The sequence below is a fragment of the Bacteroidota bacterium genome (genome assembly GCA_039714315.1).
Lineage (GTDB): Bacteria > Bacteroidota > Bacteroidia > Flavobacteriales > JADGDT01 > JADGDT01.
Map to the genome: position 1 here is coordinate 1 of JBDLJM010000142.1, position 8122 is coordinate 8122.

At 35.6% G+C, this 8122-nt stretch carries 7 protein-coding genes; 1 reads left to right on the plus strand and 6 read right to left on the minus strand.

What is annotated here, in order from left to right:
• Positions 1-183: 183 nt before the first annotated feature.
• The 6 genes from ABFR62_11805 to ABFR62_11830 all read right to left on the minus strand — a co-directional run bounded on the left by ABFR62_11805 (position 184) and on the right by ABFR62_11830 (position 6645).
• The gene (locus ABFR62_11805; protein ID MEN8139105.1) at positions 184-1410 is read right to left on the minus strand and encodes a folylpolyglutamate synthase/dihydrofolate synthase family protein; all 1227 of its coding nucleotides are present in this window, start codon (positions 1408-1410) and stop codon (positions 184-186) included.
• Between the two features lie 12 nt (positions 1411-1422).
• Positions 1423-2298, minus strand: coding sequence for an energy transducer TonB (locus ABFR62_11810; protein MEN8139106.1), 876 nt, complete (start codon positions 2296-2298; stop codon positions 1423-1425).
• Between the two features lie 57 nt (positions 2299-2355).
• Positions 2356-2748 (minus strand): biopolymer transporter ExbD, encoded by a 393-nt coding sequence (locus ABFR62_11815; protein MEN8139107.1) that lies wholly within the window; start codon positions 2746-2748, stop codon positions 2356-2358.
• Between the two features lie 62 nt (positions 2749-2810).
• On the minus strand, positions 2811-3482 hold the full coding sequence (locus ABFR62_11820; GenBank protein MEN8139108.1) for a MotA/TolQ/ExbB proton channel family protein: 672 nt from the start codon (positions 3480-3482) through the stop codon (positions 2811-2813).
• Positions 3483-3756: 274 nt separating this feature from the next.
• Positions 3757-5265 (minus strand): sodium:proton antiporter NhaD, encoded by a 1509-nt coding sequence (gene nhaD / locus ABFR62_11825; protein ID MEN8139109.1) that lies wholly within the window; start codon positions 5263-5265, stop codon positions 3757-3759.
• 297 nt (positions 5266-5562) lie between these two features.
• Positions 5563-6645 (minus strand): anhydro-N-acetylmuramic acid kinase, encoded by a 1083-nt coding sequence (locus tag ABFR62_11830; protein MEN8139110.1) that lies wholly within the window; start codon positions 6643-6645, stop codon positions 5563-5565.
• Between the two features lie 80 nt (positions 6646-6725).
• Between ABFR62_11830 and ABFR62_11835 the strand changes: the two genes are divergently transcribed.
• A complete protein-coding gene (locus ABFR62_11835; GenBank protein MEN8139111.1) occupies positions 6726-7868 on the plus strand; it encodes an acyl-CoA dehydrogenase family protein in 1143 nt (380 codons plus the stop codon).
• The last annotated feature ends 254 nt before the right edge of the window (positions 7869-8122 follow it).

Consider the following 8122-nt stretch of genomic DNA (forward strand, 5'->3'; position numbering starts at 1 on the left):
TTTCAGGACTTTATCCGGCTATAAAAGCATCACGTCTTGACCCTATTGACGCTTTGAGGTATGAATGAGTACTTGGAGTTATGAGTACTTTAACTCTAGGCACTTATAACTTTATTATGAGTACTTGGAGTTATGTGTACTTTTAACTTTAGGCACTCCAAACTTTAGACTTTAGACTTTAAACTAAACAACCTCAGCTACAACGAAAGTACTTCCTCCAATATAGATAAAATCTTCCTCTGCAGAACACTCAAGGGCTTTTGCATAGGCATCGCGTACCGATGAATAAATATCTCCATTCAACCCCATAGTTTTTGCTATCCCCGATAATATCTTAACATCAAGAGCTCTGGGAATATCTGCCTGACAAAAATAATACTTTGCCTCTTTAGGAAAGAACGATAATGCAGCCTCAACATTCTTATCATTTACCATACCTACAACAATATGTAATTTATCATACTCCTGCTCCGAAATCTGCTCCATAACAAGCTCCAGACCTTCTTTATTATGGGCGGTATCACAAATCACCAATGGTTTATCGAGCAATCTCTGCCATCTTCCCTGCAAGCCCGTATTATATACAACATTCTGAAGTCCGTTCATAATATTGTCATCCGTTACCGGTTCTCCCTGTAATTGCAAAACCTTTATAGCAGCAATGGCTGTTTTAGTATTATCTTTTTGGTATTTACCTTTTAAATCTGTTTTAAAAACCGGCAGCCATTCCAATTGATCCGCAAAATATAACTTGGCATCTTTAGATCTCGAAATTCTTTTAAAAATATCTGTAATAGATTTTTCCTGTGTTTGGCCTACAACAACCGGAATATTCTTTTTTATAATACCTGCTTTTTCAGAGGCTATTTCCTCATAGCTTTCTCCCAAAAACTTAGTATGATCCAGACCTATATTGGTTATTACCGACAATAAAGGTTTTATAACATTGGTAGAGTCTAATCTACCGCCAAGACCAGTTTCTATGATAGCAATATCCACTTCCTTCTTAGAGAAGAAATCAAAAGCCAGACCAACAGTCATTTCGAAAAAAGAAAGCTTATTTTTCTTAAAAAAAGCCTTATTATTATGAACGAAATCAACAACATCCTGCTCGGGAATCATTTGACCGTTAATCTTAATTCTTTCTCTGAAATCCTTAAGATGTGGAGAAGTATAAAGTCCTGTTCTATATCCCGCTTCCTGAAAAACAGACGACAACATATGAGCTGTAGACCCTTTTCCATTGGTGCCGGCAATATGAATTGCTTTGAATTTTCGTTCCGGATTATCGAGGTAGTTACACAGCTTAACAGTATTGGTCAAATCTGTTTTATATGCCGAACTTCCCTGGCGCTGATACATTGGAAGTTGCTTAAACAACCAGTTTATAGTTTTTTGATAATCGTCCAAAGCCAAGTATTTTTAATTTTCGATAATAAAATTATATATAATTCTACCTTCTTGTTTTTCAGGAGCTGAAGAATCGCCTTGCCAGGTTGTTCTCAATGCCGCTTCTTTGGCCCTTTTCAATAATTGCAGATCGGTAGTTGTAGAACCTTTTACTCCTGCCTCAGCGTATACTACCTTACCATTCTTATCTACCAATATTCTAACAACAACTATTCCCTGATCCTTTCCATCGTAAATTGGCTGTGGTTTATTTCTTGGCTTCCTATTACCAAGCTGGTAATCGCCATAATTACCTACCCCTCCATTACCTGTGAAACTTTTGGCATTTTCCAATCCGTCCTCAGATCCTTTATATCCATCGCTATCGTCATCTCCCTGATTAGAATCACTTCCACTGGCATCAGGAGAATTCTTCAAGTTAGAGAACATATTGTCAAGATTGTTCTTCTTAGCCTCCTTAGCTTTTCTAATTCTTTCCTCCTCGAGACGCTTTTTCTCCAACCTCTCTCTTTCTATTCTTTCTTTTTTTTCTATTTCCTTCTGCTTTCTTCTCTGCTCTGCTACAACAGGAGATTCTTCCATATCCTGTGCCATTACATCCTCTTTAACATCTGAAGATTTTTCAGCTTCAACCTTTTCTACAGGCTCTACTCTTTCCTCCTCTACCTGATTAGTTTCTGTTTTTTCAGTAACGGGTTCAGGAACTGATTTAGGAACAGGCTTAAAGTCTCCTCTACCCTGTTCATCGAAGCCAAAAACTATTGCTATACCCGGTTCCGGAGGAGGATCCTGATATTTCATTCCCAAAAATATAAAAAGAACAATAAGGATGATATGTATAATAATCGAACCTACTAATCCTTTTCGTTTATGACTTGTATTAAACATTCTATTTGCTTTATTGCTTTGTTGAGCATTCGCTCAAACTTCATACAGGGTTAAAGTTTACTTGGGTTGAGTAGCCAATACTGCTTTATACTTATTTCGACGGGCTATATCCAAAACTTTAACAACATAATCAATAGGAACACTTTTCTCCGCCCTGATAACTATTGCAGGTTCAAGCTCTCCGCTTAACATTCGTTGCAACTGACTCTCGATCTGGCCGGCTTCAATTGGTGTTCTATCGATATAATAATTTAAATCTTTATTGATACTTACCGAAATATTTTGATTCTTACTTGTTTTCCCTTTTGCTTTTGGTAATAATAAGTCCAAAGCATTTGTTGTAACAAGTGTAGACGTAAGCATAAAAAATATCAACAACAGAAAAACTATATCTGTCATAGACGACATGTTGAAGTTAGGACTTACTTTATTTCTTCCTCTAATATTCATATTTATACTGATTTATACCTAGTTATTCTATGTATATTGTTTAATACAATAACAGAGTCAAACTATATAGGTTCATTAAGTAAATCCATAAATTCAGTTGTACTGGCTTCCATTTGATGCACTACCTTATCAACTCTAACAACCAAAAGATTATAGGCTATATAAGCAAATATACCTACAATCAACCCTGCTACAGTTGTAGTCATGGCAGTATAGATACCTTTCGAAAGAAGCTCAACATCAATTTGTCCTCCGGCTGAAGCCATATCGTGAAAGGCAACAATCATACCAATTACGGTACCTAGAAATCCGATCATAGGAGCAGCACCGGAAATAGTAGCAAGCGTACTAATATTAGTTTCCAGCTTAAAAACTTCAAGTTTTCCTGTATTCTCAATTGCCGTATTTATATCTTCCAATGGTTTTCCAATTCTTGAAATACCTTTTTCGATCATCCTTGCTACCGGAGTACCGGTATGCTGACACATAACTTTAGCAGCTTCCAATTTCCCTCCGTGAACCTGATCAGAGATATTATTCATAAAATTAGTATCCAGTTTAGCAGCTTTTCTAATTGCACTAAATCTCTCAATAAAAATATACATTGCTATTCCGGAAAGTATAAAAAGTGTTATCATGATCAAATGACCACCTGTTCCCCCACTCATTATTAAATCCATTATAGATAAGGTTTTCTCTACCGGAACTACTTCTGTATCTATTCCGCCTTCCATCACTTGGTCTGCTGCTGTTTGTAAACTCTCAAAAATCATATTAATTTCGATAAAATTGCTATTCTTAATATTAAACTCCCAAAAATAGAAAGCCCTATTGTAATATTCTAATTTTTTTCAACGAATAATTCATATTATTCTATAACGTAAATTAATTTATATTATTCTAACACAAGCCCTTAATAAATAAAAAAAACCGTATTGAAATAAACAATACGGTTTTTATATGTTTTAAGTCAGAAAATCTGTACTTAATATGGTATAATACTGCATATTAATGACTTCCTGCTCCTCTTTTTATCTCTAGAGACATATTAGAATTAATATGAACAGCATCTTTATCCGTCACTTCCTTCTCTCCACCTTCAAACTCATGATGAACAGGATCATGAACAAATTTATCGTCACCATGTCCTATCATACTTTCCTGAAAAGCAAAAGCTCCAATGCCTGCTGCATATCCAACAAATGCAAGTAAAGATATCTTTTTCAAATACCAAACAAAGTCAATTTTTTCTAATCCCATCGCAGCAACTCCCGCAGCAGAACCGATAATTAAAATACTTCCTCCTGTTCCGGCGGCATAAGCCAATAACTCCCAGAAAGTACCATCAACCATTAAAACAGGAGATGAAGGATCTACTTCATACATACCCATTGCACCGGCAACCAGAGGAACGTTATCTACAATTGCAGATAATACTCCAATTACAGAGTTAATAATATATATATTCTTATTTGTAACAGCGTCTAGCCATTCAGCAGTTTGAACCAGGTGTCCTGCCGATTGTAAACTCGCTACTGCCGAAAGAATTCCCAAGAAGAATAATACAGTAGGCACATCAACTCTTGACAATACGTTTATTACAGAAAGATGACGTCTGTCTTCTTCAGGTTTATGTTTATGCATTATTTCGGTTACAGTCCACATAAGACCTAAACCAAATAGCATTCCCATGTACGGAGGCAAGTGCGTAACTGTTTTAAAAATCGGAACAAACAATAACGCTGATACTCCCAAGAAGAAAACTCCATTTCTTTCTTTTTCTGTAGTGAAATCTCTTTGATTTCCAAGAGAAGGACGAGTTATATTTCCTTTTAATGTAAATGATAAAATTACCAATGGTACTATCATTGAAACAAGTGAAGGGAAAATAACTTTAACTATAATATTAGCAGCAGTAATTTGTCCGCCAATCCAAAGCATGATAGTAGTTACATCACCAATTGGAGACCATGCACCACCGGCATTTGCCGAAAACACAACCACACCGGCAAACAACCAGCGTGTTTCCTTATCATCAATAAGCTTTTTCAACAAGGTAATCATTACAATTGTTGTAGTAAGGTTATCTAAAGCTGCAGACATGAAAAATGTTAATACTCCAAGAATCCAAAGTAATTTAACTTTGTTTGTAGTAGTAATTTTATCAGTAATAATCTTAAATCCTTGGTGGTGATCAACTACTTCTACAATCGTCATAGCTCCTAATAAGAAGAATAAGATCTCAGAAATCTCGACCAAATGGTGCTCAAGCTCATGCTTTACAAAGTGATTTGCCAACTCTCCCATTTGAGCTTCAGGAATACTAAAGCCACTTACTAAATCAACCCAGGCAGTATTAAGTCCTAAATTCAGGATATCAACTGCATTCAAAGCATAAATTGTCCAGGTTAGTACTCCAATTAATAAGGCTGAAGCTGCCTTGTCTATTTTAATCTGATGTTCTAAGGCTATTCCAAGATACCCAAGAACAAAGATTACGACCATTAAAATGTACATGTCTAATCTATTTTATTAATTTTTGGTTTACGAATGATATTATTTTATTCATCTCACAAAGAAATAATCCCCAAGAAGGATTAAAATAGCTTTAATATTGATGAAACTGGTTTAATTGATGCAAATGTAAAAAACTAATAAAGTTGAATACATAATAATGAAAATATTTAATTGCCTACCAAATATTCAAATACCCTTATACAATAAGGCTTTAGAAATACTTTAAAGAATACATGACAAAAGTCAGATGTAATCTTATACATATCTGACACTTTTTTTAGTGAAAAATTACAATGATCATTTTTCAGCTGTGTTGAAATTATAAATAATTCCTGTTGAATGATCTTTCTCAGCTCCTGTAACTTCTGCCAAACAATTTACCTCATTACGAATTCTGAGAATAGCTAAAAAACCAAATATTATTGCTTCTTTAAAATCTGTAATTTTTTGATCTGCAATTACCAATTTATGACTTGTTCTTTCCTTAATCAGAGAAATTAAGAAATCGTTATATACACCACCACCACTAAGCAACACAGTTTTATCTTTACCTATTAATGTTTCAGAAATTTGATTTGCTATATGATGAGTAAAAGTACTTAGTAAATCTTCAATGCTTTCTTTTTCATAAAAATCAATTATTGGAAAAATCATTTCTTCATTCCATTCTACTCCCAAAGATTTAGGATACTCCATTTTATAAAAATCAATCCCATCGAGTTTTTTCAACATCTCAGGTATTATTTTTCCGGATTTTGAAATAGAGCCTTTATCATCGTAATCCAAACCCAACCTGTTAGCAAATTTGTTCAAAATAGTGTTCACCGGACAAATATCAAAAGCTATTTCTCTCCCTTCTTTTTCGAAAGAAATATTTGCAAATCCCCCTAAGTTCACCCTGTAATCATATTCCGAAAAAAGCGATTTATCCCCAACAGGAACCAAAGGAGCCCCCTGCCCGCCAAGCACAACGTCCTGAACTCTAAAATCTGCAACTACAGTCTTTTCAATTATTTTATGTATCCATAATGCATCTCCTATCTGTAAAGTATATCCTTTGTCCGGATTATGAAAAACTGTATGTCCGTGAGACCCTATTACATCAAGCTCCACAATTTTTTCCTCTTCAATAAAAATCCTGACCTGCTCTGCCAAAAACCTTCCGTATTCCGAATGCAGTTCGGTTAATTCAAGAGCACTCATTTTCACTGAATTCCTCAAGTCACTTTCCAGCACCTCAGAATAAGAAACCGATTTTGATTTTAAAAGCTCGAAACTCCAGTTTTCACCATCTTTAGTATAGCTGGAATATGCTATATCCAACCCGTCTAATGACGTGCCTGACATCAGTCCAACTGCATAATATTGTTGTGCGTGCATAATATTTATTATAATTAATAGGATATTAAAGCTTAAAAATATATTTTTATTATCTCTAACCAATAAAATAAGACATTTAAATGGATTTTAATTTTACAGAAGAACAGTTAATGATTCGGGATGCTGCTCGTGATTTTGCGAGAACTGAATTACTGCCCGGAGTGATTGAAAGAGATGAATTAGCGAAATTTCCAAAAGAACAAATAAAAAAAATGGGAGACCTTGGATTCTTAGGAATGATGGTAGACCCAAAATATGGCGGTGGCGGTATGGATACAGTTTCATACGTGCTTGCAATGGAAGAAATTGCAAAAGTTGATGCATCGGCTGCTGTTGTAATGAGTGTAAATAATTCATTAGTCTGCTGGGGGCTTGAAGCGTATGGTACTGAAGAGCAAAAACAAAAATACCTGACAAAGTTAGCCACCGGTGAAGTAATTGGAGCTTTTGCTCTTTCAGAACCCGAAGCGGGATCAGATGCAACAAAACAACGTACTACTGCAATCGAAAAAGAAGATCACTACTTATTAAACGGCACAAAAAACTGGATTACCAACGGTAATACTGCATCTACCTATATTGTAATAGCGCATACACATCCCGAAAAAGGTCATAAAGGAATTAATGCATTCATTGTAGAAAGAGATATGGATGGCTTTGATATCGGTCTCAAAGAAAACAAGATGGGAATCAGGGGTTCAGACACTCACTCTCTAATGTTTACAGATGTAAAAGTTCCTAAAGAAAACAGAATTGGAGAAGATGGATTTGGGTTCAGATTTGCGATGAAAGTTTTGGCCGGAGGAAGAATTGGTATTGCCGCCCAGGCTCTCGGAATAGCATCCGGTGCATATAAAGCGGCACTACAATATTCAAAAGAACGTAAGGCATTTGGTACCGAAATATCCAACCATCAGGCTATAGCATTTAAATTAGCTGATATGGCAACTGAAATTGATGCTGCACGTTTTTTATGCATGAAAGCTGCATGGGATAAAGACCAGGGTGCAAATTACGATGTATCGGGAGCCATGGCAAAAGCGTATACCGCAACTATGGCTATGAAAGTAACAACCGAAGCGGTTCAGGTTCACGGCGGTTACGGTTATGTAAGAGAGTATCATGTAGAAAGAATGATGCGCGACGCTAAAATAACGGAGATTTACGAAGGGACTACCGAAATTCAAAAAATTGTAATTTCGAGGGGAATACTAAGAGATTAGAACACACAGACAAAGAGGCTGTCCAAAAAGTAAATTCTCGTCATATTGAGCGGAACGTAGTGAAGTCGAAATATCTCAGAATCAAACAACAAGATTCTTCGATTCCGCTACGCTTCACTCAGAATGACGATTTTAAAGACTTTTTGGACAGCCTCTTTATATCGATTTTTTCTCCTGTCCATCCAATTCCTCATACTTGGAATTATTACTTATATACTCGGGAACTATAAGTTTCATTTTTCTTACTATCTCAT

Bases quoted from the DNA above. Each gene is read 5' to 3' on its own strand.
- ABFR62_11835 (MEN8139111.1), top strand. From the start codon at position 6,726: ATGGATTTTAATTTTACAGAAGAACAGTTAATGATTCGGGATGCTGCT.
- ABFR62_11820 (MEN8139108.1), bottom strand. From the start codon at position 3,482: ATGGAAGGCGGAATAGATACAGAAGTAGTTCCGGTAGAGAAAACCTTA.
- ABFR62_11815 (MEN8139107.1), bottom strand. From the start codon at position 2,748: ATGAATATTAGAGGAAGAAATAAAGTAAGTCCTAACTTCAACATGTCG.
- ABFR62_11830 (MEN8139110.1), bottom strand. From the start codon at position 6,645: ATGCACGCACAACAATATTATGCAGTTGGACTGATGTCAGGCACGTCA.
- nhaD (MEN8139109.1), bottom strand. From the start codon at position 5,265: ATGTACATTTTAATGGTCGTAATCTTTGTTCTTGGGTATCTTGGAATA.
- ABFR62_11810 (MEN8139106.1), bottom strand. From the start codon at position 2,298: ATGTTTAATACAAGTCATAAACGAAAAGGATTAGTAGGTTCGATTATT.